The sequence below is a fragment of the Streptomyces galbus genome (genome assembly GCF_005280195.1).
In the GTDB taxonomy this organism is placed as follows: domain Bacteria; phylum Actinomycetota; class Actinomycetes; order Streptomycetales; family Streptomycetaceae; genus Streptomyces; species Streptomyces galbus.
In genome coordinates this window covers 272861-299626 of sequence record NZ_SZPR01000012.1, presented here as the reverse complement: position 1 = coordinate 299626, position 26766 = coordinate 272861, and the positions used below count along the sequence as shown (strand labels likewise).

Here is a 26766-nt window from a genome sequence, read left to right as displayed (position 1 = left end):
GTGTTGGTCATGGATGACGACCGTTCGCCGCACCGGGCCCCGGGTCCCGGCCTCACGCAGAGGAGCAGCTCATGAGCGCCCTCGCGTTGTCCGTGCTCCTGTCGCTCGTGTCCGCCGTCGCCTACGCCGCCGGAGCGATCGTCCAGGAGCAGGTCGCGGTGTCGTCGCCCGACGGGCAGTACGCGCCGCTGCGCCGGCCGGGCTGGTGGGCGGCGCTGATGCTGAACGGTCTCGGCGGACTGCTGCACGTGGTCGCACTCGCCTACGGCCCGCTCAGCCTGGTCCAGCCGCTGGGCGCCCTGACCATCGTGTTCGCGCTGCCCATGGCGGCGCTGCTCGTGGGCCGCCGGGCCGGCGCGACCGCCTGGCGGGGCGCGATCATGGCGACCGTGGGCCTGGCCGGGCTGCTGTCCCTGGTCGGCGCCTCCGACGCGCAGTCGCTGAGCGGCGCGCAGCGCGTGTTCGTCGCGCTCGTCACCGGTGGCGCGGTCGTGGCGCTGATGGTGGCCGGGCGGGCCGCGCACCGGCACCCCGCGGTGCGCAGCGTCCTGCTCGCGACCGGCTCCGGCATCGCCTTCGGCATGTCGTCCGTGTTCACCAAGACCGTCGCCGTGGACTGGAGCGGCGGCGTCACCGCCTCCGACCTGCCGAGCCTCGCCGTGATCGGCGTGTTCGCGACCGCGGGCGTGCTGCTGTCGCAGGCGTCGTACAAGGACGCCGGGCTGGCCGCCCCGCTGGCCACGCTGACCGTGGTCAACCCGGTGGTCGCCGCGGTCGTGGGCATCACGATGTTCGGCGAGACGTTCCGGTACGGCAGCACCGGCACGGCGCTGGCGCTGAGCTGCGCGGTGGTGGCAGGGGGCGGCCTGATCCTGCTGACGACGGAGCGCATCGGCCACACGGAGACGGAAGCCGGCACGCAGGCGACGACGGCCGTGCGGCCCGAGCCGTCCTTGGAGGGCGCGCCGACGGGCGCGGTCGCGGGGACGGTGCGCCCCTCGGGCGTGGCCGAGCCGGTCGCCGCGGTGATCGCGGCCGCCGAGCTGCTGGACGTGGTGCCGGAGCAGCCGACGGCGGCCGAGGTGCTGGTGCCGGCCCCGCGGTCCGCCCCGCAGGAGGACCGCGACGTGCCGACACCGTTCTTCGGGCCGTTCTACGGCGGCCCGTACGTGCCGCTGCCGGCCGTGGACCGGCACCGTACGCGGGTCAGATCCTGACGCCGCCGGCCCGCAGGTAGCTCACCGGGTCGACGTCCGAGCCGAAGCCGGGACCGGTCCGCACCTCGAAGTGCAGGTGCGGGCCCGTGCTGTTGCCCGTGGAGCCGGACCGCCCTATGCGCTGACCGGTGTCGACGGACTGGCCCGACCGCACCGAGATCGCGGACAGGTGCGCGTACTGCGAGTAGTGGCCGTCGGCGTGCCGGATCACCACCTGGTAGCCGAACGATCCGCCCCAGCCGGCGCTCACCACCAGGCCCGAACGCACCGCCTTGACGGAGGTGCCGGTGGGCACGGGGAAGTCCACGCCGGTGTGGTAGCCCTTCGACCAGGACGAGCCGCTGGCGTGGTACGGCGTGCCGGTCCCGGCGTCGACGGGGGCGACGAGGGTGGCCCCGGAGGTACGGGCGCCGGTCCGGTGCTCGGACTTCTTCGGCGCCGTCCGGTGCTCGCTCTTCCGCGGCGTGCTCGTGCGGGGCTCGGTCTTCTTCGGCGCGGCCTTCCGCTCGGTGCGGTGGGGCGCCGTGGTGGCGGCCCGGCCGGACAGGGAGAGCCGCTGCCCCGGCAGGATCAGGTCGGGGTCGGCGCCGATGGTGGTCCGGTTGGCGGCGTACAGCCGCTGCCAGCCGCCGTCGACCCGTTGTTCGCCGGCGATCCCGGAGAGCGTGTCGCCCCGCACCACCGTGTACATGGCGGTCTTGCCGACCCGCGACTGCGGTGTGGCCTGGGGCTGGACGTCCCGCACGTCGGTCGTGGCCCGGCTCGCCGGGTGGCCGCCGGTCGTGGCCCGGCTCGCCGGGTGGACGTCGGGCGAGGCGCCGCCCCGGACGAGACCGGCCCGCGGGGCGCAGGCCGGCCAGGCGCCGGGGCCCTGTCCGTCCAGCACCTTCTCCGCGACCGCGATCTGCTGGTCCTTGGACGCCAGGTCGGCGCGGTGGGCGTACTTCAGGCCGCCGTACGCCGCCCAGGTGGACTGGGTGAACTGCAGCCCGCCGTAGTAGCCGTTGCCGGTGTTGGTGTGCCAGTTGCTGCTGGACTCGCAGGCGGCCACCTTGTTCCAGGTGTCCACGTCGGCCGCGTGCGCAACGCCGGAGCCGATGAGCGGGAGCGCCATGCCGGCGCCGCCTGCGGTGACGGTGAGCGAGGCTCTGTTGATCCGGTTCGGCTGGTACCGGCGGTGCCGGCCGCGTACGGCCATGTCCGTGCCCCCTTGGCAGGCGTCAGGAGCGGCAAAAGTAAGCGCTGCGAACAGCCGGGGACAAGGCGTCAATCGGCCGCGTCACGTGCCAAGTGGCCGTAAAGCGTCGCTGGTTGGCCGGAACGGTGGTGACGGGCCGGTCCCCGGGGGGCGAACGGGGGGCGCGAACCGGCGGCCGGCCCGGTGAGGCGGGGGCGCCCGTTCGTACGTACTCACCCGTGTCGGAGCCGAGGTGCGGGCGGCGTACCGGCACGTCAGCATGGCGAAGGACCATACTGGCGAGCACGACCGGCACGACCTCCGCACGATTGACGAATGTTCGAGGAGCAGGCGGTATGAGCACATCAGCCCAGATCGGCGTCACGGGACTCGCGGTCATGGGCCGCAACCTCGCCCGTAACTTCGCGCGCAACGGCTACACGGTGGCGCTGCACAACCGGACGGCGGCGCGCACCCACGCGCTGGTGGAGGAGTTCGGGCACGAGGGCGACTTCGTCGCGGCCGAGACCGCCAAGGAGTTCGTGGCGGCCCTGGAGCGCCCCCGCCGTCTGGTGATCATGGTGAAGGCGGGCGAGCCGACGGACGCGGTGATCCAGGAGTTCGCCCCGCTCCTCGAGCCCGGCGACATGATCATCGACGGGGGCAACGCCCACTTCGCGGACACCCGCCGGCGCGAGCGCGAGCTGCGCGAGCAGGGCATCCACTTCGTCGGCACCGGCATCTCCGGCGGCGAGGAGGGCGCGCTGAACGGCCCGAGCATCATGCCCGGCGGTTCGGCGGAGTCGTACGACTCGCTGGGCCCGATGCTGGAGAAGATCTCCGCGAAGGCGTCGGACGGCGCGCCCTGCGTCACCCACGTCGGGCCGGACGGCGCCGGGCACTTCGTGAAGATGGTGCACAACGGCATCGAGTACGCCGACATGCAGCTCATCGGCGAGGCGTACCAGTTGCTGCGCGACGTCGCCGGGTACTCCCCCGCGCAGATCGCGGACATCTTCCGCACCTGGAACACCGGGCGGCTGGACTCCTACCTGATCGAGATCACCGCCGAGGTGCTGTCGCACGTGGACGCGGCGACGGACGGGCCGTTCGTGGACGTGGTGGTGGACCAGGCCGAGCAGAAGGGCACCGGCCGCTGGACCGTCCAGATCGCCCTGGACCTGGGGGTGCCGGTGTCGGGCATCGCGGAGGCGGTGTTCGCGCGGTCGCTGTCCGGGCACGCGGCCCTGCGGGAGGCCTCGAGGGGCCTGGCCGGGCCGAAGGCGTCCCCGCTGCCGGAGTCGGAGGCAGCCGCGTTCGCCGACCGCGTCGAGCAGGCGCTGTACGCCTCGAAGATCGTGTCGTACACCCAGGGCTTCCACGAGATCGCCGCCGGCAGCGAGGAGTACGGCTGGGACATCGACCTCGGCGCGGTCTCCTCGATCTGGCGCGGCGGGTGCATCATCCGGGCGGCGTTCCTGGACCGGATCCGCGCGGCCTACGACGCGCGGGCCGACCTGCCGAGCCTGCTGTCGGACGAGACGTTCGCGCAGGAGATCGCGGGGGCGCAGGACGACTGGCGCGAGGTGATCGTCGCCGCGACCCGGCAGGGTGTGCCGACGCCGGGCTTCTCCGCGGCGCTGGCGTACTACGACGCGCTGCGCGCCGAGCGGTTGCCCGCGGCGCTCACCCAGGGGCAGCGGGACTTCTTCGGGGCCCACACGTACCGGAGGGTGGACCGGGACGGGGCGTTCCACACGCTGTGGGGCGGGGACCGCTCGGAGGTGTCGGCCTGACGGCCTGAACGGGGGCTGCGGCCCCGGCAGTCGTGCGGTGGGCGTCGTCGGTCGACGCCCACCGCTGTGCTGTGCGACCGGTGCCGGTCCGCCGCGGGTCAGGACAGCGGCGGGCCCGGCTCCGGGCTGGGGACCGGTTCGGGGCCCGGGGGGATCGGCGACGGGGCCGGGTCCGGCACGGGGCCCGGGCCCGGCGGCTGCGGCGTCGGCTGCGGGCCGGGCCCCGGGGGCTGGGGTGTCGGCTCGGGGCCCGGGCCGGGCGGCTGCGGTGTCGGCACCGGATCCGGGAACGGCTCCGCGGGGCCGGGGCCGGGTGTCGGCGGCGGCTGCACCGGGTCGGGGTACGGGTCGGTCATGGTGTCCTCCAGCCGGTCGGCGGACGGTGACTCTGGATCACTCCCCCGCCTACCCGGCGCACGTGCGGGCAGTCACCCGGCCGGGCCGGAGCGTGGTCCGCTCGGCGCAGGGAGCTGCCGGGCCGGGCCGCCGGGGATCCGGGGGCTGCCGCCCGAGATGGCGATCCTGCGGGGCTTGGCGTGCGCGGCCAGCGGGATGCGCAGGGTGAGGACGCCGTTGTCGTAGGCGGCCTCGGCGGAGGCGGTGTCCAGGGCGTCCGACAGGGTCAGCCGGCGGGTGAAGCGGCCGGTGGGGCGTTCGGTGAGCACGGGCCGGGCGCCGGCCGGGATCGGGGACGGGCGCTCGGCGGTCAGGGTGAGGGTGTCCCGCTCGGTGACCAGCTCGATGCCGGCGCGGTCCATGCCGGGCAGGTCGAACTGCAGGTACAGCGCCTCGTCGTCACGCCAGGCGTCCGCCGGGATGACGGTGCCGGCCGCGTCGGTGACCTGCGCGAGGTCCTGGGTGAGCCGATCGAGGTCGCCTGGTGCGCCGTTGCGCGCGAGCATGGCCCGGGTCTCCCTTCGTGTACGGGCTTCCCGCAGGGACTTCGCCCACGGGCTTCGCGTACGAGTCGTCTGCCGTTTCCTCGCCTCTTCGTATAGCGGAGGCGACGGCGTCTTGACAAGGGGAGACTGGATGAACTTGACGGCACCCGACTCAAGTACGTACGGGAACGGCACTTGACTCACGTACGTCCGGGAACCGGTACGGCCGGTCGGCGGGCTGCCGACCGGCCGCGGGGCCCACGTCCGCTTCTCAGCGGGACAGCAGGGGCGAGTTCTTCGCGGCGCTCAGCAGCTCCGGGTCGGCCGCGGGAGCCTCGTCGGGGTGCCGGGCGGCCCACTTGACGACGTACGGGCACAGGGGCGCGACGGCGACGCCCTCGCGGGCCGCGATCGCGTACAGCTCGCGGGCGAGGGAGCCGGCGATGCCCTTGCCCTCGTGGGCGGGCTCGACGATCGTGTGGACCGGGACGAGGGCCGTACGGGGCTCGTCGAGCACGAAGTACTCGATACGGCCGACGACTTCGCCGCCCTCCCCCAGGGCTTCGAGGCGGCCGCCGGCCCGGTCGTCGCGGATCTCGATGTCGCTCATGACACGCTCCTCGTGCGTCGGTCAGGCCGACACGGCCTGCGGGCTGCGCTCCTGGTCGGTGCCGGGCACCGGCTCGGAGGGGTCCGCGCCGAGGGCGACGATCCGGTTGTCCCGGTCCACGTGCACGACCCGCGGCTCGAGCGCCCGCGCCTCGGCGTCGGTCACCTGAGCGTAACTGATGATGATCACCAGGTCGCCGGGGTGGACGAGGTGGGCGGCCGCCCCGTTGATCCCGACCACACCGGACCCGCGCTCGCCCTCGATGACGTACGTCTCCAGGCGGGCGCCGTTGGTGATGTCGACGATGTGCACGAGCTCGCCGGGCAACAGATCGGCGGCGTCGAGGAGATCGGCGTCGATGGTCACCGATCCCACGTAGTGCAGGTCGGCCTGGGTGACGGTGGCACGGTGGATCTTGGACTTGAGAACAGTGCGCAGCACTTTGGACTCCTAGGTGACGGCTCCCCGCCGCTTTCTGCAGGTCAGGGGCGTTGTTCACTGTACACCGACACTCCTCACACTCGAAGATGCTGAGGAACATCGATCCCTCTTGGGCAAGAAGGTTCCCCACCTGCGCTTCCGCGTAGCATCCGGCTGTTGTGCCATCGCCGTCCAAGAACCCGCTTGAGCACCCGCCGCCTCGGAGTATGCGAGGACTCATGCTGACCAGATGCTGACTTACCTGACGATGCGACAGGTAAGCAGTTCGTTGAGCACGGAGCCATCCCCTGCATCGACGTGGAAGTCGTTCAACAAACCGGGCGGCCTGGGACTTCATCCGGCCCCAGAGCATTAGGCGGCCGAGTGGACCCGCCACTGGCTGCCCCACCGTCGTCTGTGGAGCACTGAGTCCGGGCAACCTCGTGGTTCAAACCAAACCAGGCTCCCGACTGTGACCGATCGATCGCGATCGCTACCACCTGGTGGGCAGCTGCGTTCCAGTCGCCTGCCCAGACTGCTACTCCAAGCCGCAAGGCAACGACAAGGAGAAGGCAGTGGAAGGACTTGAGCCGCAGAACGTCCCGCTGCACATCCCGACAACAACCGGCGCACCTGCGAGTGATGACAACAGGATGTTCGTCGAGGTGCAGCGCGCGGACACGAAAGCAACAGCTCTGAGTGGTGTAACCGGTGCCCTACTTGCGATCACGGCAGGGACGGCACTGTCCACGCCGGTGAACTCGTCGCGCATGCTCAGCGTGGCTGTGGCGCTGGTGGGCGTACTGCTCGGGGCAGCCCTGGTGTCGACGCTGATGGCCCTGCGCCCCATCTTCCCGAAGGACGACGGGCTCGTTTGGCGTGAGGAGTTCACCGGCGGAGGCAGCGGAAGCAGGCACTCGCCGGCAGCCTACCGCCACGTCCGGTGAACTGCAACGAGTTACCGGAACGTGAGGCCGCTTTGACCACCCTCGCGCGCCGAAAGTTCCGGGCGGTCAAGGTGGCCGTCGATCTCACCGTGGCCGCAATCAGTGTGGCCGGATTGGTCCTGTTGCTCACCTTCCTCGCCTCCTGAAAATCTCACCCTCTATGGGTTGGTCCCTACGTTTGGGGGGATATGTATCAGTCGCACATGGCAGTGATCGGCGAGAGTCTGTGGTCGCAGTTGCGTGGCCTCGCCCCCATGCGGGTGCGCCCGGCCCGCAGCGTCCTCCTGCGGCAGGGGGATCCCGGTACCCATGTGGTCTTGCTGGCTTCGGGGTCGACCCTCGTGACGTTGACGGGGCCGAACGGGGAACGGACCTTGCTCGCGATACGCGGCCCTGGTGAGCTGCTCGGCGAACTGGCCGTCCTGGATGCGCAGCCCCGCTCGGCTTCTGTGATCGCTGCGGAATCCTGCCACGTGCATCTCATTCCGGCTCCCGATTTTCTTTTATTTGTCGAGAGCAACGGCCTACTCAACCCGTTGCTACGCCATGCGATCGCGCGGGTCAGGGAGTCCGAAGCCGTCAGGCTCGAACTCGCCACCGCGTGTGTTCCCGTACGTCTGGCCGGTGCCCTTCGCCGGCTCGTGGATGCCGCTGCGACGAGTCAGCCAGCGGTCAGTGTCCGACTGACTCAGGAAGAGCTCTCCCAGATGATCGGTGCGTCCCGCAACGCCGTCGGTACGGCGATCAAGCCGTGGCGGGAAGAGGGCTGGCTGGAGACGGATCCGGGCGGCGGACTACTGATCCACGACATCACATCGATCACGGCCCACGCCCGCAGCACGATGTGACCGGCCGCACCCGGGCGGTGCCCAGTAGTGGGCACCAGAGCGTGCCCGGGCCGATCAGCATGGGGCACTCGATTCCTCCGTCGTGACCGAAAGGTCGGTGACAGCGTGCCCATTGCCTCACCTTCGTCCGTCGACGTGCCACCGGAGCAGGCGCTCCTGGCCGTGGATATGCAGGGCTACAGCCAGATTCCGGAAGCGAAGATGGAGCCCGTCCGTTCCGATCTGGATGACGTCCTCACCAATGTGCTGACCCACGTTGGCCTGCAGGATCCACGAGACCGGCCCGGTGCATTCAAGGACACCGGAGATGGAGCCATCTTCGTCATGCCGGCCAAGGACATCGCACGGCTGGTCGACCCGGTGCTGGAACACCTGCACACAGCGCTCGTCCGCTACGACCGTGAACGGCTCGCCAATGCACCAGCGATCCGACTGCGTGCCGCTGTGCATGTCGGCCCGCTCTCCTTGCTCGACCATCGTGGCGATGCCATCAACGAGGTGTGCCGACTGCTCGACAGCCAGGTCGTGCGCGCGGGCCTCACCGTGGCCCGGGAACACCGAGGCGGCTTTCTGGCCGCCGTCGTCTCGGAGGCGGCGTTCCGGCGGACCGTCCGCGCGGGACGCACGCCGGACCTCGACGAGGAACGCTTCCTCCGTGCCACGGCGCGGGTGCACGGCAAGACATTCGAGGAGCCGTGCTGGCTGTTCGTACCCGAGATGACACCGCAAGCCCTCGCACCGCTCATCAGCCCGGAGCCCCTCGGAGGCGGAGGTGGAACAGCCGCGCCGACGTCGTCGGCCGGTTCAAACAGCCCGACTGGCGCCCTCTTCCAGTTCAACGGCGAAATGACCGATACCACCGTGATCAACACGGTCGGCACGATGCGCATCGACCGGCGCCGGATCTGACCGTGCCCGTGCCCTCGCACCGAGCCGCATCGAAAGGAACCAGAGAGCGCATGTCCGATGACCGTTCCCCTTTTTCGCGCCGCTCTCCCGACGAGCTCGACTCTCCGTCGACGGGAGCGGATGGCACGGCTCCGCATCCGCCGGACCCAACCAGTAGCGCCCCTGAAGGCACGGAGACCGCTGGCGCCGACCGGGCCGCCCCGGCAGCGTTCGTCGTGCCCCCCGTACCGGACACTGGGCCGGCACCGATCACGGTGAACCGTCCGGAGTTTTTCGTCAACCACGCCGACAAGATCATCAACGAGACCCGCAAACCGGGCATCCTTGAAGGTTCCACGCTTTCTCGTCACCGGATCAAGCAGGAGCCGATCGCCCGCGAAGGCCAATGGGCAGAGACGTGGCAGCAGGCTCTGGATCCGGCGGGGTTAACCCGCGGAAGCACGTACTGATCATCGTCGCCCCGCGGTCGTACGGATCGACCACCCTGGCCCTGCACCTCCTCGCCGAGCACACGGGCGAGGAGACCGACATCGTGAAACTGGACGCAGACTGGAAGACACCCAAAGTGGGCTGGCTTCCCGCCGAGGAGCGCCACGCCTACCAGGTCGACCTCAAGGACCCTGAGCACGACCGGATCTCGGCCGATTTCCTCACCATGTTGGAAGAGCATGCCGGGCTTCTGGAAAGACTCGGCTCCTACCTCGTCCTGAACGTGGCCAAGGATCTCTGGACTCATCACTACGCCTCGGTCCAATCCGGCATTCACGTCGTCCACGTCACCGAGCCGCCGCCGGCCCAGGGTGTCGTGGAAGCCCGGCTGAGGGCTCGCGAGGCCGCTGGGCTGATTGCTTACCTTCACTCCGTCGACAAGAGCAAGGTTTCGATAAGCCGTCTCGACGCCGTGGAAGCGGTCCACACCGCGGACTCGATCATGCTGGCGTGGCGGGAACACGAACGGCTGACTGACACGTCGCTCCCCATGGACGTCCCGTCGTCATGGTCCGCGCTCGATGCCGGACTGCTCGAACGGATCACGTCCGCCATGTCCGACTGGCGAGACAAACTCGACACCCTGTTCGGAGAGGCGGTCTCCGGGCATGGAGGCAAGGACACGTCGCTGCCACTGGAAGACCGCTGCCTCCTCCTGGCCCTGGCTGTGTGCCAATCCGCGCCAATGCCCGTAGTGGCCAAGGCCGCCCGCGACCTGCAGCGCATCATCAGCGCCGATGTCGCCAGCGGCAGCGACTTCGCCTCGTCGACAAGTGCGGCATTCGCCGGCCGCGGGTTGCGCCGCCGTGTTGTCGATGTCGGCGCCGGAGTTAGCAGCAACGACGAAGCCATCTTCGACCAACCCGGCTACGGCAGGGCCATCCTGACCTACGTCTGGGACAACTACGAGGTCATGCGCGATCCCTTGCTCAAGTGGCTTATGTCTGGGGACAACAGCGAGGCGAACGAGCACGTCGTGGATGCCATCGCCGCTCTGACCCTGCGGCACGGGAACGTCGACCACCTCGTACAGCTCGGCTCCAAGAGCTACCCAGTGAAGGAAGAACTCCTCAGCGCCCTTTTGGTCCAGGCAGTACAGGACGAGCATATCGGCCGCCAAGCGTGGGGCATTCTGTACGGCTGGGCTTCGGGCAAGGAACGGGCGGCTACGGTGGTCGCCGCCTGCCGACAAGTCCTGAACTCCCCGGACGTCACGTCTTCTCAGGCCAGGATGGCCATGGTCCGGCTGCGGCGAGCCGCCAACAGTGGGCACGAATCAGCCTGGCCTGAGGCCCTCGCAGTCTTCATCGAGCAGGCTCAGCACCCGGCCGGGGTGGCGCGGCTCATCACCGAAGTACGAACATGGCAGCAGTCAGGTCGGTCCCGCGGGGCCGGCACCGCAGCCTTCCTGGCCCTGATGTCCGTACCAGGCACCACCACCCCGTGGCTGCTATCCGATGAAGTCCCTTCCGAAGTGAACGTGAACCGGGCTTTGCAGGATCTATTGGGAGACATCGATACGGCTCCCGACGCCATCAACCGCCTCACCACATGGGTCAGGCAGTCAGCGACCGACCCCGACACCTACACCCGCGTCCGCGACGGGTTGCTCCCCGTCCTACGCGGCCAAAAGATCTTCAAGGCTTCCGTGAGCCTGATGCAGGCACTGGAGCACGTCTCGGTCGACGGGGAGACGAACGCGGCCAACGACTTCTGGGACCGTCTCGTAGACCCACGTGTCCGCACGGTGTTTCAGCTCAACAGGGATTCGGCGTGAGGTGGTTCTGGCAGCGCCGGGCCCGTACGATCCACTGCGCCCAGCCACGGATGCTCCGCTGCGCAACCCCCGGTATCAACTTCGAGGCCACGTTCACGATCGAGTGGCGCCCCGCGTTACGGACCCGGCTTAATCTCGAAGACCTCGTACTCAGCCAGACCCTAGCGCGGGCCAGCGAGGTTGCGCAGCTCTTCCCAGCCGTCGAGGTGCGCACCGCGCAGGACACCATCAACGCCGAGCTCGGCGCCCCGGAACACACCCGCGCCACCGGGTACCGGTGTCTGGCTGCCCGTGTGGAACTGGCGCTCTCAGAGAGCTCACGGGAGGACCTTGCTCAGCAGCAGGCTGACGAGGCACGGGTACGGCGTCTGCGGTTCCTCCGCAGGAACCTGTACGAGCAGCCCGACCTTTTCGTGCTGGACCGGATCGAAAAGCAAGGCGATTGGCCGGGCGCTCAGCAGGTTGCCGAATGGCAGCGCCTGGCACGGTGGATGGTCGCTGCTGACGAATGGTGGCAGCCCATTCTCGACCAGTGGGAAGAGGTCGGCCAAGGCTTCAACGACATTGAGCTACAGAACCGGGCCATGCTCGCGCTCTGCGACGCGCTCCAGAAGCTAAAGGGCGATGACTCGCCGGACGACTCCTCCGTCGCTTCTAGTACTGCGGAAGGGCGGCGCAAGGAATGAGCCCCGCGCTGTGGCGGATCGTCCTGGACCCCCTATCTTCCTGGCGTGCACTTCGCCTGCGACGCAAAGCGGGCAGCCAATTGTCATTCGATGCAGCCTGGCGGCAGGCACGGATGCTGGCTGCTCCAGACGAGATGGTCTACCGGCTGCACGGCCACCAGTTCCCCATCGAGGATGAAGGAGACCCTGCACAACCGGACAGAGGAACGTACCGTCTCCCGTGATGGTGACGGTGAAGGCGTCCCATCCTCCACGCTTCCGGCCGTCGGCGGCGCCTCAGCCCCAACGAGAAAGCGAGTCTCAGAGCGATGGCCGTGTCCAGGCGGCCTGTGGGGAGCTGGCGGCAGTTCCGCTCTCGACGCAGTAGGCCGTCATAGTTCGTTTGCCGGGACAAGTACGGTGCGTGTTCTGGCCCGAGTGAGAGCTACGTAGAGCTTGCGATGGTCTTCGCTGTCCGCGCGGAGGCCTTGTCGTAGTACTGCGCACTCCGCATCAGTCAGTCGGACTCCGACGACGTCCCATTCTCGGCCCTTGGCCTGATGGGCGGTGAGGCCAGGGACCAGGCGCGAGGAGTTACGGAGGCGAGTACTCAGGTTCTTCAACCGCGCTATGTGGGTGGCGTGTGGCCTTTTGGGGAGAGGGCGGTCGGTTTCGGTGGCAACAGCCGCGTTAAGGGCGGACCAGACTTTAGCTGTGTCGGTCGTGCCCTCAAGGTCGTCAACGATGGACTGAAGGAGAGGGCGCAGGCGTTGCGCCGCGTCGTGGGTGATGCCGAGGGTGATGAGAGCGTCGGCGTGGAAGGTGGCGTCTTCACCGAACATACGCTGGGTGACTTCGCTGAGCACCAGGGTGCAGGCTGCTTCTTGAATGTTTCCAGTGGTTGACTTGTAGGCGAGGGGCAGGACATGAGCGCCTGCCTCCCACAGGCTCTTCCATTGCAGAGCGATTAGGACATCCGCGGTCTCGGCCGGGCCCTTGGGGAGTATCTGGCCCAGTCCTGCGCGCAGTTCGGCGGCCAGCAGTGCTTGTCGCGGGCTCGTCCATCGAAACGAGGTGTGCAGGTCCCGCTGGACAAAGCGGGCTTCTTGCGTCAGGGCGGGGACTTCTTCGGGGCGGGCGCCGCGGAAGGCGTAGAGGGCCTGCCACGGATCGCCGACAACGGTGACGTCCAGCCCTGCGTCGGCGGCGAGTCGTACGAGGGCTAGGTCGAGTGCGTTGGCATCAAAGACTTCGTCGACGATCAGAGCTCGCGCTGTCTGGGCGAGGCGGGTGCGCACCACGTCGCGTACGCCGGGCGCGTCCAGGGCTGTTTCGAAGACGTGGCGTGCGTCCTGGTGGGTGCAGTACCCCTCGCTCAGCGCCGTGCGGACGTCGTCTGCGTTGGGCCTGTTTGCTTTGCTGGCACGGCGAACGGTCTGGGCCACGACCTGTCCTGTCCTCAAGACGACGGTGGGCTCCCAGTCGCTCCACCGAGTAGGCAGCAGGACCCGCCAGTGGTCGACGACCGTGAGCTCGCAGTGGTCTGCGGGCCAGCGCACGTGGCCGGTGTGCAGAAGGTGGGTGAGCAGCTCACACACGATGGTGTCGAGTGTGACGACGCGGTGCGGCCAGTCAAGGACGCTGCGCCCCCAGTGGCGCAGCACACGGTCGCGGAGCTCGGCGGTTGCGGAGCGAGTGAAGCTGACGGCGACAACCGCCCGTTGGTCATTGCCATTGAAACGCTGGACGCCGAAGCGTTGAGCGGCCACGGTGGTCTTGCCGGAACCGGGGGCAGCTTCGATGTAGACGCGACGGTGCGGCGTCGCCGCCGCGATCAGTTGCTCAGTGGTGAGCGAGTCGGCGGTGTCAGCTCTGGTCATCGTCGCCATCCCCGTACGGGGGGTTCCCCCAGGGAGCGTCTGCCCACGTGTCAGGGTTCCGAGTTGCGACTGCCCAGGGATCGGGGTCTGCGAAATGTGTCGGAGCGGTGGGCCACCCTCCGGTCGGCGCAGACTCCGGTGGCGGGGCCGGTGCGTCGAACGGCGCGATGTCAGGAACGGCAGGAGACACGCCAGAGGAGACGTCCTCGCGCTCTGCTTCATCCGTCTTCGAACCGTCGTCGCCCGGCGGGTCTGCGGAATGGGGGAAGAGAAAGTCGAACAGCTGCTGTAGATGGTTCGGGACGTGGACGGGGTCACCGCGGTCGATCGCGTCGCTCAGGCGGAAGGCCAGTGCGTCGGCGAAGGCCGCCTTGTCCTTCTTGTGCGGCCCCTCAGAGGTATCAGGGGCTCCCTTCTTCCCTTTCCGTTTGCTCTTGAAGAGATCATGCACCGTTTGCGGGGTGATCGGTACAGGAGTCGCTGCGTCGATGTCACGCAACGCTGTCCTGATGAGCTGCTCGTTTCCCTGCGTGATGGACGGCTCCAGCGTCGGGTGGCTGATGAAGGCCTGTACGACCGCCGGATCGTGCTCGGCGAGCCAGCTGGGGGGTTCGGGCTGCTCGGCGAACGGCTTATCACTGTCCCGCAGCACCGCCAGCCGGGTACAGATCTCTGAGCCCTTCGTCGCCAAGAGGCGAGAGGTCCATGGTCCCACCTTGGTTCCGACATGCATGATGCTGAGCGCCTCGACAAAGGCGCGCTTCGCCTCGTCCGTGCCGGCCCAGGCTCGGCCGAAGTCCCGCAGCAGGGCTGCCTCGGTCACGCCCTCGACGACGACGAGCCGTTCGGCGAACAGCGCGGCAGAGCGACTGGCGTCCATGTGCAGGCGGGCCATGCGCAGCGTCTTGCCCCGCTCGGTCATAGCAATCCCCGCGATGGGCCGACAGACCCGCTGGCCCTCCGGCGTGCGCCGCACGACGACGAGGTCTTCGGGGGCGCAGGAGGTGATGATGTCGGTAGCGTGACTAGACAGCACGATCTGGAGTTCGGGACGCTCCCGCACGGTTTTCCGCAGATAGCGCACCAGAGCATGCTGCAGTTGAGGATGAAGATGAGCTTCGGGTTCCTCGATGACGACGGTGGCGTGGAACTGGGCGCGAGGGAAAAAGGAGTCTGCCTCGGACTCGGCCTCTGCCATGGCCTGTGTGTTTCTCTCCCTGGCCAGTCGTTCCTCATCGGCCGGGGACAATCCCTCGACATCTTCGGCCGGGTCCGGCGCCTTCGCTGCAGCCGCAGCGCGGGCAGCAGAGTCGGGTATCGCAGCCAGCGTCACCGCCATATGCAGCAGGTTGACGTAACCCAGGCCCGAGACCTCCAGTGGGCGGGCCGACGAGCGCCCTTCGACAACAGCCAGCATCAGTTCCAGCACCCGCGCGAGGTAGGAATCGTCTATCACTTGACCCCGCACGAATGGCCACTGACGCTGCACCCCGGAAGTAAGCGCGGCGAGATGCGCGCCAACGCGCTCCTCAACGGCCGCGATGAGCCCGTCCTTGGCAAGGTTCTCCAAAAGTCGGGAGGCCTTCACCCGCAGTGGCACCAGGCTGCGGCTGCCGTCGAGACGCTCCTGCTGGGCTCGGAGCAGCTCGATAAGGATCCGAGTCTCACGACGAGCCAGCTCGTCCAGGGGATGCCGCCAAGCCGGCAGGTAGATGAACTTGAACGGGTCAGTCCCCAGCCCGCGTTGCAATATGCGGTCGTGGTCGACCCGGGCACGGACCGTGCCCAGGTTCCGCTCGAGGTCCGAGAACCACTTCTGGGCAACGCCGTCAGCAGGACTGTGCCAGGTGTCGCGGATGTGCTGCCCCAAGGGGCCCTCGGCCTCCATCGCGGGTTCCAGCCGGTACTGCACCTCGACCCCCGGCGTGCCACCGGTGCCCAACACGGCTGAACTCTGCCGGGGCAGCAGGGGGAACCGGCTGGTGTGCGCCAGGTACAACGAATCGGTGATCGTCGTCTTACCGGCCCCGTTGGCTCCGATCAGGACACTGAAACGCCCAGGCAATTGACAATCGATCTCCCCTTCGGCGCTCGCCCGCAGACCAGCAACCTTCACGCGGTTCAAATACAACAGTTCCCCCCAGACGCTGATGGTGCAACAGCTCTTATCATCCCTGCCATGACCGCTGCCCCCAGCCCCGCACCCCCGCGGCGGCCGGGCGCGGACGACTCGCCGTTCTCGGCCTGGCGGGATTTGCCCGAACGCTATGGCCCGTGGAAGACGGTCTTCGAACGCTTCCGCTGCTGGTCGGCCGATGGCACCTGGGACCGCCTGTTGGCCAACGCCCAGCAGCATTGCGATGCCGTGGGCACCGTCGACTGGCGGATCGTGACTCCACCACCGTGCGGGCCCACCAGCATGCGGCGGAGCCCGAAAAGAGGGCGTTGGCCGGGCGAGGTGATCGGCCGGTCTCGCGGCGGACTGGCCACATGGATCCGTCTTGCCTGCGACGGACACGGCCGCCTCCTTACCTTTGCCTTCACCCTGACCGCCAGGAACGTCAACGACTGCACCCAGCTCGAGGCAGTAATGGCCCGCATCAGGATCGCGCGCCCTGGGCCGGCCACGGTCCAGACCGGAGCAGGTCGCCGCGGACAAGGGCTACTCGTCCGTGAACATCCGCGCCTACCTGCCCAGGCGATGCACCAGGGCGGCCATCCCGGAACGGAACGACCAGATCAACGGCCGTATCCGGCGCGGTGAGCGACGCTACTACCTCGACCGTGCCGCCTGCCGGCGCCGCACTGTCGTCGAACGCTGCTGCAACAAACTCAAGCACCACAAGGTCCTGGCCACCCGGTACGACAAGCGCGGCTGCCAGTCCCAAGCCATGGTCACCCTTGCCTGCCTACAACTCGGGCTCCCTGCATTGCGGACACCACCTAAGATTTGTTCTACCGGACTCGCACCAAGACGCGGACACTGTGCCGGGGGTCCTTGCCGAGACGGTCCAGAAGTCCCGCGACTACTGGTGGAGCGTCGGGGCCTGGATGAGCTGTCGCCGCTTCGGCCAGAGTACGGCGCACTCGGACGCTCGGGTCTGCGGCAAGACGAGCCGTGGTATCGGCAAAGCGCTGGGGCTGCTGCATACACAGCACTGCGCTGAGCTGCCGAGCCGTGACATGGCTGTGGTCGGCCAGAGCGCGGGCGTCAATGTCCCATGTGACGTCGCTTGGGAGGCTGTTGAGTGTCAGGGCTGCTTCCTGGACGTCATGGGCATCGTCGCTGCGCAGGAGTTCAACTGCCAGTTCTTTGACCCATTCCTGCTCGTCGGCTGTTGTCGCTGAGGCAGCAGCCAGGCGCAGTCCGGGGCCGCGCAGCGACGAGGATCCCAGGTTGATCTTCAAGGTACTGAGGGGGTGGGCCTGGCCCGTGAACTCGTCGAGTCGGCTTCCGTCGAGCGCGCCCAGGGCGAAGGGCTGACTCGCACGGAAGGTGGTGCCCTTGGTCTCCGACTCCTGGTCGACGACGAGATTGCGGGCGCCGGTCAAAGCGTCCTGCCGGTTGGACGCCGACTCTCGTCGATCACGCGCCACGGCAAGGAGCTTGTTCAGGCAGGCGCGCTGATCATCGGAGGCGAGGTGACAGACCATGGCCGAGTCGGGAACCATCGTGCTGCCCAGGGACATGGAGTTGGGCTCCGGCTCAGGCCGACTCAGGATGCGATCCCGAGCCGTCCTGGCGCGCTCCTGAACGTCGGGATGGCCGGGGGTGAGGGCGGCCTGGATCACGTTGGACAGGTAGTGTTCCCGCTTGACCAGCTCGTCGGCTCGCCCGCGCAGGGTGTTCTGTTCGTCATCGCTCAGCGGGGTGCAGGAGGCAGTGCCGACAGCCGAGCTGTCGCCCTGCGGCCAGGCGCCCAGTAGGCGCAGCGTCTGATCCCTTAGAAGTACGTTCAGAGCTTTGTCGGTGTGGACGTCGGCGAGATCGAACAGCCTGGTGAGGGCGCGCATGGCGAGTTCGGGGTGTGCCATGGCGATGGCCACGCATGCGGTCGCGTGCTCGTCGTCGGTGTAACTGTACTGATGGGGTTGGCGGGGGACGTCGGAGCTGAGCAGGTCCAGCAGTGCTGCGGCCTGTTCAGGGGAACTGCGCGAGGCGAGAGCGCAGGCGCTCTTCGCGGCCTGCACGGCCAGGGACCGTGTAGGCGAATCGACGAGTTCACCAGCCCTGCCGCGTACGGCTAGGTCCAGCATCTCCTCGAACAGCTCGTGGGCCGTCGCGTCCTCGCCCAGGTCGGCTTGTGCCGCAATGAGGGCTGCCCGTGCACGCAGGACCCACCACGGCTGGCTCACGCCGGGCACCAGGGGAAGCAGTTCATCTCCCATGCCCTTGGTGAGCTGTTCGAGCTTCTCGCTGCTTCCGGCGCGCTGGTAGTAGGCCGCGGCCAGGGCGGGTTCGCTGTGGTCGCGGTAGAGGTCCGCGAGCACCGTCACGGCTTCGCTCTCGTCCGCCCAACTCCCGGTGACCACGCTGTCGGCCAGCCAGCGCCGGGCCGCAAGGACCGCCTCGGTGGGCTTGCCCCTCACCAGCGCCGACATCGCCTGTGCTCTGGGGTCCCGGATGCGGTCCAACAGGCGACCGGTGCCCGTCGTGCGCAGCGCCTGGGCAAGGCGATGCTCGTCATCGATCTCGGTCATCCACGGTCCGTACCGTGCGTTGGCCGCGCGGATGGCGTAAAGCCAGTCGGCGGCCTCTTCGGCAAGTCCCGCGTGGATGCCGTCCTGGACGGCATCCCTCCAGTTCTCCACTGCTTCCTCTGCCCGGCCTTCGAGGGCGCAGCGTCGCGCCTCGCGCGCACTGACGAGTGCTGCGTGCCGGCCCTTCATCCGGTGCCGTCTGGCCTCGCGGAGCAACTCCTGCCGTTGCGCGATGTCGTATTCGGCTCGCAGCAGACGCAGGCGCACAACAATGTCCTGCGTCTGTTCCGTTACTGGCTGGTCTTTTGCCTGTGCGAGGGCTGCACTGATGAGGCCGTCGAGTTCCTCGAGCGTATGGAACTCAGTGGCGAGCCGGTACTCGCCATGCATGAGGACCAGAAGCGGCCGGTAGTCGGGAACGTGTTTGTCGCCGGCTTCCAGGGCGGGGGCCAGACGGCTCATGGTCAGAGGGTGGGCGATGTCCTGGACGGCCGCGTTGATGAGAGCGGCGTGACGTGCCGTGACCGAAGCCTCTGGCGTGCGGGAGCTGACCGCGTCGCGGGCGAACTGCTCCAGCTGGTGGGCCAGGATCCGTGCCTGATCGCTGTCTCCGTGGTGGAGTGCGGCTGCGGCAAGTTCGGCCGCCAAGCCGGCTGCCTCGTCGAACAGACCGCCCTCTTGGAGCGCCTCGAGCTGCTTTCTCCGCAAGACGGTGGCATGTCCCCGGTACCCGGCGACGTACAGCCGGTTCGCCAAGTCTCCGTAGAGCCTGGCTGACTCCGCAGGTGCCTCGGTCCGCCTGCTGTCCGCGGCCCGCAGCATCGGCGCCACATCGTCGGTGTTGAGGGGCCCGACGAGGACCCTCTCGGCTTGCTCCTGCCGGTCCGGCGGTGGAGCCGGCACCCCTGGCAGCGGAGCGCCCGTGCAGAAGTCGGCCGCCGTCTCCCGCGTCCAGAACTGGGCGACGATGTCGCCGCAGTAGCGCAGGTGCTGGTTGATCTGCTCGGCTCCCCACAGGTCTAAGTCGAGATCAGAATATTGGAGCTGAAGCGCGGCCAGCTCGTCGGCCAGCTGCGTGGCCTCGGTGGAGGCAGAAGTCGCCACAATGAGACGGCCTGCATCGAAGGGACGCCGACCGACGGCGAACTTCTCGACCGCCTTGCGCAGGTCCCTTGCGGTGAACGCCGCGTAGTCCTTGCACTGGATGACCGTGTAGTCACCCGTCGGCTCCCGACCAGCCAGGTCGATGCCGTGCTGCTCTTGCCCCTGGACCCCGTAACGCCGAAAGCGGATGTCCCGCAGGCCCAGTACACGGCGGGCCAGGGCCAGCATCAGCTTCTCGAAACGGTCCCAGCCAAGATGCAGATCCAGATCCGCTCCCGCAGGCGTGCGCCCTGGGGAACCGGCCGGAGGAGGAGTGCGCAGGTTCGGATCTCCGGCACATGGCGCCCAGACGTTCGCGGCCGGTCCGCGATCACCGCTGGTGCCCTCAGGCTCTCGCAGTGTGCCGGATTCGGAGAGGTTCGGCTTTGTCACAGCTGCATCGTCGCACCCGGCACTGACAACGCCCGGGACACCGGCAGGCGCGCGAAAGCGCACGACGATGCGGAAGCGCACGATCAGGCGCTGATAGCTCAGAGATCGGCGGTGGACGCTGGCTTCAGTCGGCGTGCCGCTGCGTGGGATCGAGCGGCTCAAGACAGCGCGTACGAGGGGCAGCCGAAGGCGGGCCGGGGTGCGCTGGCCGGGGTGGGGCCCATCCAGGGGTGCGGGGGTGACCTTGTCGTCGCCTGCGACAGCCAGAGCCTGCTTCAGATGGGCCAGGTCCGGAATGACCACCCTCGGTCGCACGTACTCCGGCTCCTGCACTCCCTTGATCGGTCATCCACCATCGCACCCTTATCGTAGGCGTCCCGCAGAATCGTCTTGAGGGTGCGCCGACGAACGAGCACGTCGGCAGCGCTCTATCAACGTCCATATCGTTCCGTGCCTGGGTTCACGGAAGCTGATATTCGTCACGCCGCTCGTTGTGGAGCGTTTCCTGGACGAGTTGGAGGCCGACGGTGTCGGCGAGGCAATCAGGTCAACATATTCGGTCATCCGGCGCTGCCGGGGCAGCCCCTGCTTCGCGTATTCCGACACCGTCTTCTGCCCCAGCTCCCGGCGGACTTCCGCGACAGACGGCGCCGTGTGCTTCTTCTCCAGGTAGATCTGCGTGAGGCGTTCGATCGCATCGTCCTGCGTGTCGAACCCGCCCTCCTCGACCTGCTTCCCCGGCCATTGCGGAGACGGATCGTGTACGGGTGCGGGCACCGCGCCAGCCTGGCACAGCCGCATTCCTTGAAGGACGACCCCATACCGCGAGCGAGCTGACGAGCCACGAAGCAACCCTTCCGAGCGGGAGCGAGGCATCTGCGCCCAGGCCACCGCCTCGGCGGTCACCAGGTCAGCAAGCCAGGACGCTTGCGCGCCCAATGCTGACCACTTGCTGACTTGAGCGACCTGATCATGCCTCTGAGCTGCGCAAATGCCCAAATACTAGATCTTGGACTTGAACATGGTGCGCAGCATGTCGAACTCCCTGGAGGTGGCTCCCTGCCTGCTTCGTGCAGGTCAAGGGCGGCGTCAACTCTACACACGCACACGTCGAAGTCGATGGTCGAGCGAAAGACCGCAGTGTCGTCAGCCGCGGGGCGCCGCTGCCTAACGCCCGGCTGACGGCGGCATTGGCGTTCCGGCCTGCTGGCGAACTAGGCTGCGTCGGTTCGTGCCGTTCACGGCGGCAGCCCACGACGGAGAGGAAAGCCGATGACGCAGCCGGCATCGGCCACCGACCCGGCCCCCGGGCGCCGCCCCGAGCTGGTCCCCGACCCGGATGCGGAAGCGGCCCGGATCGCGGCGGTGCGCCGCTACGACATCCTCGACACGCCGCCCGACGGGGCGTTCGACCGGGTGGCGGCGATGGCCGCCCGGCTCTTCGACGTGCCGGTGGCGACGGTGACGATCGTGGACACCGACCGCATCTGGTTCAAGGCCGCTCACGGCCTGGAGGGTGTCGCCGAGATCGGCCGTGATCCGGGGCTGTGCGGCTCGGCGGTCCTGCGCGATGACACGATGGTCATCCCCGACACCCTCAAGGACCCCGTCGCGGCGGACAATCCGCTGGTCGCCGGAGAAATGGGCGTGCGTTTCTACGCCGCCGCGCCGATCGTCACCCCCGACGGGCACAAGCTCGGCACGGTCAACGTCCTCGACACCCGGCCACGCTCGATCACCGAGGAGGACACCGCCACCCTCGCCGATCTCGCGGCGATCGTGCTGGACGAGATGGAGCTGCGGCTGTCGGCGATGCGCGCCCTGCGCGACGAGCAGGGCCGCCGGGAAGCGGAGAGGCGGCACGCGGAAGCGGAACGGGCGCGGGCCGAGGCGGAACGGGCGGCACGGGAGAAGGCGGAGCAGGACAAGGCCGCCATCGCCGCGTTCGCCTCCACCCTCCAGCGCACCTTGCTGCCCCCGGCCCTTCCCGTGGTACCGGGCCTGGAGTTGGCCTGCCACTACCGCACCGCCTCCGCCCACGACGTGGGCGGCGACTTCTACGACGTCTTCCCCCTCGACAGCGACCGGTGGGCGTTCTTCCTCGGTGACGTGTGCGGCAAGGGCCCCGAGGCGGCGACCGTCACCGCCCTGGCCCGCCACACCCTGCGCGCCACGGCCCAGATCGAGGCCGACCCCGTTGCCGTGCTGAGCGCGCTCAACACCATGCTGCTCACCGACGTCACCGCCGGCCGCCGCTTCTGCACGGTCCTGTTCGGCCTCCTCGAGCCCCGTAAGGACGGTGGCTTCACCGTCACCCTCGCCACCGGCGGCCACCCGCCGGCCTACCACGTGCGCCCCGACGACAGCGGCGCCGTCTGGGTGCGGGCCGTACGCCCCCAGGGCGGCATGCTCGTTGGCGCCTTCCCCCAGGCCCCGTTCGCCCGGACCACGTTCTCCCTGGCGGCCGGTGAGAGCCTGTTCCTCTACACGGACGGGCTGACCGAGGCCCGCACCACCGAGGGAGCCTTGCTCGGTGAGGACGGCCTGACCGGTTTCCTCCACCAGCGCACCGCACCCGTCACCGCCACCTCCCTGGTCGAGGACAGCGTCACCCTGCTGGCCTCACTGCCCGACGGAGCCCGCGACGACGTGGCTCTGCTGGCCCTGTCCGTCCCCCACCCCCACGCCACACCCGACGGCGCTGTCGCTGCCACCGCACGCACCGCCGCCGCGCCCGAACACCTCGGCCAGGAGTGACGACCGACGTGACCGACATGCTGCAGCTGACCGTCCAGCATCCCCGTCCCGGCCTCGCGATCGCCACGGTCGCCGGCGACGTGGACCTGCACACCGCGGACACCCTGCGCCGCGAAGCCTCGGACATCATCCAGCGCAGGTGCCCGCACCTGATCCTGGACCTGTCCCAGGTCGGTTTCTGCGATTCGGCCGGTCTGAGCGCGCTCATCGGTCTGTGGCACGCCACCCAGGCGGTGGGCGGCGCACTCCGACTCGCCAACGTCCCCGACCGTCTGATGCGGATGCTCGTCCTCACCGGTGTCGACACGATTCTGTCGGTCCATGCCACCACCGAGGAAGCCGTCAGCGCCATGATCGCCGACAGTGAGCCGACCGAAGGGCATCACATCCTGAGCTGATGGCGCCGACGCGTCGATGGGGCGTCCGTACCGGCGATGCCTGCCTGGGTCCTGCGCGCCGGCGCGATGACCGCCCCCGCGTGGCTCCAGGTGACCGCGGGGCGGCCGTGACGCCTCGCGGTCAGCCGCGATCACACCGGTCCGTCCACGCCCGGGCCAGTCCTCCACCACCCGTCGGCCGCCCTGTCACGGTCCACGGTATGACTCTGGCGCCATCCCGCGACACCGATGGCGCCACATGGTGCCATCCGGCATCACGCAGCGGCGCCTCGCACTCGGGCGTATCTACGTGGATGGCGCCTCGAAAACCTCGTACGCCCCCTTGGACCAGGGAGTACGCACCCTTCCGCGCACCTGTTCGCCACATAGTGCCATTCGAGCTTGCGTGTGGCGCCATAATGGTGCCATTCTGACGGCATGGACCTCAGCCCGTATGTCGACACCCTCCGCCGCGAACTCGCGGTGGCCGCCGAAGCCGGAGGGGAGGAAGCTCGCGCGCTCGCCGAGCGTCTCACCGCCCCCCTGGAGTCGGCGACCCGCCTGACCCTGCTCAACGTCCTGTCCGCCGCGATGGACGAGATCACCCGCGAGCTCGCCCCCGGCTCGGTCGACGTACGGCTGCGCGGCCTCGAGCCCGACTTCGTCGTGACCCTCCCGCCCGCCGACGACACCCCCGCCGAACCGGTGAGGACCGTCGAACCACCTGCCACACAGGTGCCGGCCGACAGTGAGGGCGGCGGCCCCGCCCGCATCAATCTGCGGCTGCCCGCCCACCTCAAGGCCCGTGCCGAGGAGACGGCGAACCGCGAGGGCCTGTCGGTCAACGCCTGGCTGGTCCGGGCGGTGGCCGCCGCGGTCGAGGGCGGCACCCCGGCACGCACCACGCAGAGGACCCGCACGGTCGGACAGAGCCTGACGGGCTGGGTGCGCTAGCCCCCTCCGCCCACGGCCCACAGCCCCGGCCCCCGTTCGCACCGCATCACCCACCACGTCCCACCAGCGGGGCGGCCCGACGAGCCACGAGGACAGTACTGCCATGCCTTCTTTCGACACGCCCGAGCCCATCTCGGTCACGGCCCACGTCTACTCCGGGTCGATCCGGTTCACCGCCGGCGACCGCACCGACACCGTCGTCGCGGTGGAGCCCCGTGACCCCGAGCGCGACCAGGACACGCGGGTGGTGGAGCAGACCGAGGTCTCGTACGCGAACGGCGCTCTGACCGTCAAGACCCCCAAGGCCAACCTCGTCGGACGCTCCGGCACCGTCGACGTGACGGTGGAACTGCCCACGGGCTCGCGCATCGACGTCTCCGGTGCCGGTGCCGAGGTGCTGGGCGAGGGCCGGCTCGGCGAGGTCCGCATCAAGACGGCGGCCGGCGGCGTCCGGCTCGACACGACCGGACCGCTCCAGCTGACCGCCTCGCACGGCTCCGTCACCGTGGAGCGGGTCGAGGGCCTGGCCGAGATCACCACCAACTCCGGCAACCTGCGCATCGGAGTGGTGGACGGGCCCGCCGTCCTGAAGAACTCCCACGGCAGCACCACCGTGGACGCCGTGACCGGCGAACTGCGCGTCAACGGCGTCAACGGCGGCATCGACATCGCACGGGTCGAGTCGTCGGTCACCGGCACCACGACCAACGGCCACCTCCGGGTCAACGATGCCGCGCGCGGCACCGTCCACCTGGAGACCTCCAACGGCCCGATCGAGGTCGGCATCCGCGGCGGCACCGCCGCCTGGCTCGACGTCAGCTCCAAGCGCGGGCAGGTGCGCAACACCCTGTCCGCGTCCGACGCACCGGAGGAGACCGAGGAGACCGTCCGGATCCACGCCCGGTCCAACTGGGGCAACATCGACATCCGCCGCGCCCGGGCCTGAACACCACCCGCACACCGCTCATCCCCCGCCACGACAGCCTCCGAAAGGGAGCGCTCCATGCCTTCTTCTGTCATGCCCATGTCCAGGAAGGGTGAGGACGGGCCGCCCCCGGCCGCGATCTCGGCCGTCGGTCTGCGCAAGTCCTTCGGTGACAAGACGGTCCTCGACGGCATCGACCTGCACATCCCGACCGGTTCCGTGTTCGCCCTGCTCGGGCCGAACGGCGCGGGCAAGACCACCGCCGTCAAGATCCTCTCCACGCTCATCACCGCCGACGCGGGTGAGCTGCGCGTCGGCGGGCACGACGTCGCCACCGATCCGCAGGCCGTGCGTGCGGCGATCGGCGTCACCGGGCAGTTCTCCGCCGTGGACGGCCTGATCACCGGGGAGGAGAACATGCTCCTCATGGCCGACCTGCAGCACCTGCCCCGGCAGGAGGGCCGGCGCATGGCCGCGGAACTGCTGGAGCGCTTCGACCTCACCGACGCGGCGAAGAAGCCCGCCTCGACCTACTCCGGCGGCATGAAGCGCCGCCTGGACCTGGCGATGACCCTGGTGGGCGACCCGCGGATCATCTTCCTCGACGAACCCACCACCGGGCTCGACCCCCGCTCCCGGCACAACATGTGGCAGATCATCCGCGAGCTGCTGGCCGACGGCGTCACGGTCTTCCTCACCACCCAGTACCTGGAGGAGGCGGACGAACTCGCCGACCGCATCGCCGTCCTGAACAACGGCAAGATCGCCGCCGAGGGAAGCGCCGAGGAGCTCAAGCGGCTCATCCCCGGCGGGCACGTCCGGCTCCGCTTCACCGACCCGGCGGTCTACCACACCGCCGTCGCCGCGCTGCGGGAGGCCAACCGCGACGACGACGCGCTCGCGCTGCGCATCCCCAGCGACGCCACCCAGCGCGAACTGCGCTCCCTGCTCGACTGGCTGGACGCGGCCGGTATCGAGGCGGACGAGCTGTCCGTGCACACCCCCGACCTCGACGACGTCTTCTTCGCCCTGACCGGCGGCACCGACAAGCACAAGGAGACCGCCCGATGAGCGCCCTGTCCCTCGTGGTCCGCGACTCGAACACGATGCTGCGCCGCAATCTGCTGCACGCCCGGCGCTACCCGTCCCTGACGCTGAACCTGCTGCTCACGCCCGTCATGATGCTGCTGCTCTTCGTCTACATCTTCGGCGACGTGATGAGCGCGGGCATCGGCGGCGGCGCCGACCGCTCCGAGTACATCGCCTACATCGTCCCCGGCATCCTGATGCTGACCATCGGCAGCACCGTCATCGGGGCCGCGGTGTCCGTCTCCACCGACATGTCCGAGGGCATCATCGCCCGCTTCCGCACCATGGCGATCCACCGCGGCTCGGTGCTCATCGGGCACGTGGTCGGCAGTGTGCTGCAGGTGCTCATCAGTCTGGTCATCGTCGGGGGTGTCGCGGCGGCCATCGGCTTCCGGTCCACCGACGCCACGGCGCTGGAGTGGCTGGCGGCGTTCGGGCTGCTCGCACTGTTCGCCCTGGCGCTCACCTGGATCGCGGTCGGCATGGGACTGGCCAGCCCGAACGCCGAGGCGGCCAGCAACATGGCCATGCCGCTCATCCTGCTGCCGCTCATCTCCAGCGCCTTCATCCCGGCCGACACCATGCCGGGCTGGTTCCAGCCGATCGCCGAGTACCAGCCTTTCACCCCCGCCATCGAGACCTTGCGCGGGCTGCTCCTCGGGACCGAGATCGGCCACAACGGGTGGCTCGCCGTCGCCTGGTGCGTGGGCCTGTCCGCGCTCGGCTACTTCTGGTCGAAGTCGCTCTTCGAGCGGGACCCGAAGTAACGGGCCGAGGCCCACGACGCACCGCGGCCGGCTCCCGGGCGGCG

The 26766-nt window shown here is 68.9% G+C and carries 23 protein-coding genes and 1 pseudogene; 16 read left to right on the top strand and 8 right to left on the bottom strand.

The window, feature by feature from the left end:
* The first annotated feature begins 71 nt into the window (after window positions 1–71).
* On the top strand, window positions 72–1217 hold the full coding sequence (locus E4U92_RS14350; RefSeq protein ID WP_137300759.1) for a DMT family transporter: 1146 nt from the start codon (window positions 72–74) through the stop codon (window positions 1215–1217).
* Here the strand turns inward: E4U92_RS14350 and E4U92_RS14345 are convergent.
* Window positions 1207–2415, bottom strand: coding sequence for a transglycosylase family protein (locus tag E4U92_RS14345; protein WP_137300758.1), 1209 nt, complete (start codon window positions 2413–2415; stop codon window positions 1207–1209). The two genes, E4U92_RS14350 and E4U92_RS14345, sit on opposite strands and share 11 nt — an antisense overlap.
* A gap of 335 nt (window positions 2416–2750) precedes the next feature.
* Between E4U92_RS14345 and gndA the strand changes: the two genes are divergently transcribed.
* Entirely contained in the window at window positions 2751–4190 is a 1440-nt protein-coding gene (gene gndA / locus E4U92_RS14340; protein ID WP_137300757.1) for an NADP-dependent phosphogluconate dehydrogenase, read from the top strand.
* A 428-nt stretch (window positions 4191–4618) separates the two neighbouring features.
* Here the strand turns inward: gndA and E4U92_RS14330 are convergent, their stop codons facing one another.
* The 3 genes from E4U92_RS14330 to panD form a co-directional block, all read right to left on the bottom strand.
* On the bottom strand, window positions 4619–5092 hold the full coding sequence (locus E4U92_RS14330; RefSeq protein WP_137300756.1) for an Hsp20/alpha crystallin family protein: 474 nt from the start codon (window positions 5090–5092) through the stop codon (window positions 4619–4621).
* 250 nt (window positions 5093–5342) lie between these two features.
* Window positions 5343–5681, bottom strand: a complete 339-nt coding sequence (locus E4U92_RS14325) for a GNAT family N-acetyltransferase (RefSeq protein WP_137300755.1) — start codon at window positions 5679–5681, stop codon at window positions 5343–5345.
* A gap of 21 nt (window positions 5682–5702) precedes the next feature.
* Complete coding sequence (gene panD, locus E4U92_RS14320) at window positions 5703–6122, bottom strand: aspartate 1-decarboxylase (RefSeq protein ID WP_137300754.1); 420 nt, start codon at window positions 6120–6122, stop codon at window positions 5703–5705.
* A 554-nt stretch (window positions 6123–6676) separates the two neighbouring features.
* Here panD and E4U92_RS14315 point away from each other — a divergent pair.
* The 7 genes from E4U92_RS14315 (at window position 6677) to E4U92_RS14290 (ending at window position 11757) form a co-directional block, all read left to right on the top strand.
* Complete coding sequence (locus tag E4U92_RS14315; protein ID WP_137300753.1) at window positions 6677–7048, top strand: Pycsar system effector family protein; 372 nt, start codon at window positions 6677–6679, stop codon at window positions 7046–7048.
* Window positions 7045–7194 (top strand): hypothetical protein, encoded by a 150-nt coding sequence (locus E4U92_RS35895; protein WP_168725117.1) that lies wholly within the window; start codon window positions 7045–7047, stop codon window positions 7192–7194. The genes E4U92_RS14315 and E4U92_RS35895 overlap by 4 nt, the downstream gene beginning before the upstream one ends.
* Before the next feature lie 57 nt (window positions 7195–7251).
* Window positions 7252–7896, top strand: coding sequence for a Crp/Fnr family transcriptional regulator (locus E4U92_RS14310; RefSeq protein WP_229862031.1), 645 nt, complete (start codon window positions 7252–7254; stop codon window positions 7894–7896).
* A 105-nt stretch (window positions 7897–8001) separates the two neighbouring features.
* Window positions 8002–8805 carry a hypothetical protein gene (locus E4U92_RS14305; RefSeq protein WP_229862030.1) on the top strand — a complete coding sequence of 268 codons (804 nt, stop codon included), beginning with the start codon at window positions 8002–8004 and terminating at the stop codon, window positions 8803–8805.
* A 50-nt stretch (window positions 8806–8855) separates the two neighbouring features.
* Window positions 8856–9254 (top strand): hypothetical protein, encoded by a 399-nt coding sequence (locus tag E4U92_RS14300; RefSeq protein WP_137300751.1) that lies wholly within the window; start codon window positions 8856–8858, stop codon window positions 9252–9254.
* A gap of 83 nt (window positions 9255–9337) precedes the next feature.
* Window positions 9338–11071 carry a hypothetical protein gene (locus E4U92_RS14295; RefSeq protein ID WP_137300750.1) on the top strand — a complete coding sequence of 578 codons (1734 nt, stop codon included), beginning with the start codon at window positions 9338–9340 and terminating at the stop codon, window positions 11069–11071.
* Window positions 11068–11757 (top strand): hypothetical protein, encoded by a 690-nt coding sequence (locus tag E4U92_RS14290; protein WP_229862028.1) that lies wholly within the window; start codon window positions 11068–11070, stop codon window positions 11755–11757. The genes E4U92_RS14295 and E4U92_RS14290 overlap by 4 nt, the downstream gene beginning before the upstream one ends.
* A gap of 371 nt (window positions 11758–12128) precedes the next feature.
* On the opposite strand, the gene E4U92_RS14280 is transcribed toward E4U92_RS14290, so the two are convergent.
* A complete protein-coding gene (locus E4U92_RS14280) occupies window positions 12129–13625 on the bottom strand; it encodes a UvrD-helicase domain-containing protein (RefSeq protein ID WP_168725116.1) in 1497 nt (498 codons plus the stop codon).
* A complete protein-coding gene (locus E4U92_RS14275; RefSeq protein ID WP_229862117.1) occupies window positions 13603–15732 on the bottom strand; it encodes an AAA family ATPase in 2130 nt (709 codons plus the stop codon). Before E4U92_RS14275 ends, E4U92_RS14280 begins: the two co-directional genes overlap by 23 nt.
* Window positions 15733–15807: 75 nt before the next feature.
* Here E4U92_RS14275 and E4U92_RS14270 point away from each other — a divergent pair.
* Window positions 15808–16543: pseudogene (locus E4U92_RS14270) on the top strand (IS5 family transposase); the annotation flags it as partial.
* A 28-nt stretch (window positions 16544–16571) separates the two neighbouring features.
* Here E4U92_RS14270 and E4U92_RS36615 read toward each other — a convergent pair.
* Entirely contained in the window at window positions 16572–20186 is a 3615-nt protein-coding gene (locus E4U92_RS36615) for a PDDEXK family nuclease (RefSeq protein WP_229862026.1), read from the bottom strand.
* Between the two features lie 30 nt (window positions 20187–20216).
* Entirely contained in the window at window positions 20217–20630 is a 414-nt protein-coding gene (locus tag E4U92_RS35890) for a hypothetical protein (protein WP_168725114.1), read from the bottom strand.
* Window positions 20631–21125: 495 nt separating this feature from the next.
* On the opposite strand from E4U92_RS35890, the gene E4U92_RS14255 reads away from it, so the two are divergent.
* The 6 genes from E4U92_RS14255 to E4U92_RS14230 all read left to right on the top strand — a co-directional run bounded on the left by E4U92_RS14255 (window position 21126) and on the right by E4U92_RS14230 (window position 26722).
* Window positions 21126–22610 (top strand): PP2C family protein-serine/threonine phosphatase, encoded by a 1485-nt coding sequence (locus E4U92_RS14255; protein ID WP_137300746.1) that lies wholly within the window; start codon window positions 21126–21128, stop codon window positions 22608–22610.
* A gap of 17 nt (window positions 22611–22627) precedes the next feature.
* The gene (locus E4U92_RS14250; RefSeq protein WP_241681779.1) at window positions 22628–23008 is read left to right on the top strand and encodes an STAS domain-containing protein; all 381 of its coding nucleotides are present in this window, start codon (window positions 22628–22630) and stop codon (window positions 23006–23008) included.
* Between the two features lie 417 nt (window positions 23009–23425).
* Window positions 23426–23941 (top strand): toxin-antitoxin system HicB family antitoxin, encoded by a 516-nt coding sequence (locus E4U92_RS14245; protein ID WP_137300744.1) that lies wholly within the window; start codon window positions 23426–23428, stop codon window positions 23939–23941.
* 103 nt (window positions 23942–24044) lie between these two features.
* Window positions 24045–24887 carry a DUF4097 family beta strand repeat-containing protein gene (locus E4U92_RS14240; RefSeq protein WP_137300743.1) on the top strand — a complete coding sequence of 281 codons (843 nt, stop codon included), beginning with the start codon at window positions 24045–24047 and terminating at the stop codon, window positions 24885–24887.
* A gap of 72 nt (window positions 24888–24959) precedes the next feature.
* Entirely contained in the window at window positions 24960–25937 is a 978-nt protein-coding gene (locus E4U92_RS14235; RefSeq protein WP_229862114.1) for an ATP-binding cassette domain-containing protein, read from the top strand.
* Window positions 25934–26722: an ABC transporter permease gene (locus E4U92_RS14230; RefSeq protein WP_137300741.1), complete on the top strand. Its 789-nt coding sequence runs from the start codon at window positions 25934–25936 to the stop codon at window positions 26720–26722. Before E4U92_RS14235 ends, E4U92_RS14230 begins: the two co-directional genes overlap by 4 nt.
* The last annotated feature ends 44 nt before the right edge of the window (window positions 26723–26766 follow it).